The sequence below is a fragment of the Arthrobacter sp. SIMBA_036 genome, from assembly GCF_046535135.1.
In the GTDB taxonomy this organism is placed as follows: domain Bacteria; phylum Actinomycetota; class Actinomycetes; order Actinomycetales; family Micrococcaceae; genus Arthrobacter.
Genome location: NZ_JAWRXG010000180.1, coordinates 1 through 271, shown reverse-complemented (window position 1 = coordinate 271; position 271 = coordinate 1). Strand labels below are relative to the sequence as shown.

Genomic DNA, 271 nt, shown 5'->3' with positions numbered 1-271 from the left:
AATCGGCGGGATTTTTTGGCGCTGCGATTGGGCGGGTTGCGAGTGCCAGGATTCCAGTCAACCCGTTGACCACGTTATAAAAAGCGTTCCACATCGTCGCATCGGGCGCCTTCGCGCCGGCCGATTCGGGGGCCAGAAAAAGGGCGCGGGGCGCGCGGCGCGACATCGTGTTTCGCGCATGTGCGGCGGAAACATTCAGTTTCAGACTCGGGGTGGGAGGCAGCGTCATGGGCCAAAAATCGTATGTTTTGTGCGATACCCATGTGCAACC

At 59.8% G+C, this 271-nt stretch carries 1 protein-coding gene; it reads right to left on the bottom strand.

Annotation, left to right across the window (positions count from 1 at the left end; translation table 11 throughout):
* On the bottom strand, window positions 1–229 hold a 229-nt coding region (locus SB659_RS19575), incomplete at its 3' end, for a hypothetical protein (RefSeq protein ID WP_410551610.1).
* Window positions 230–271: the final 42 nt, after the last annotated feature.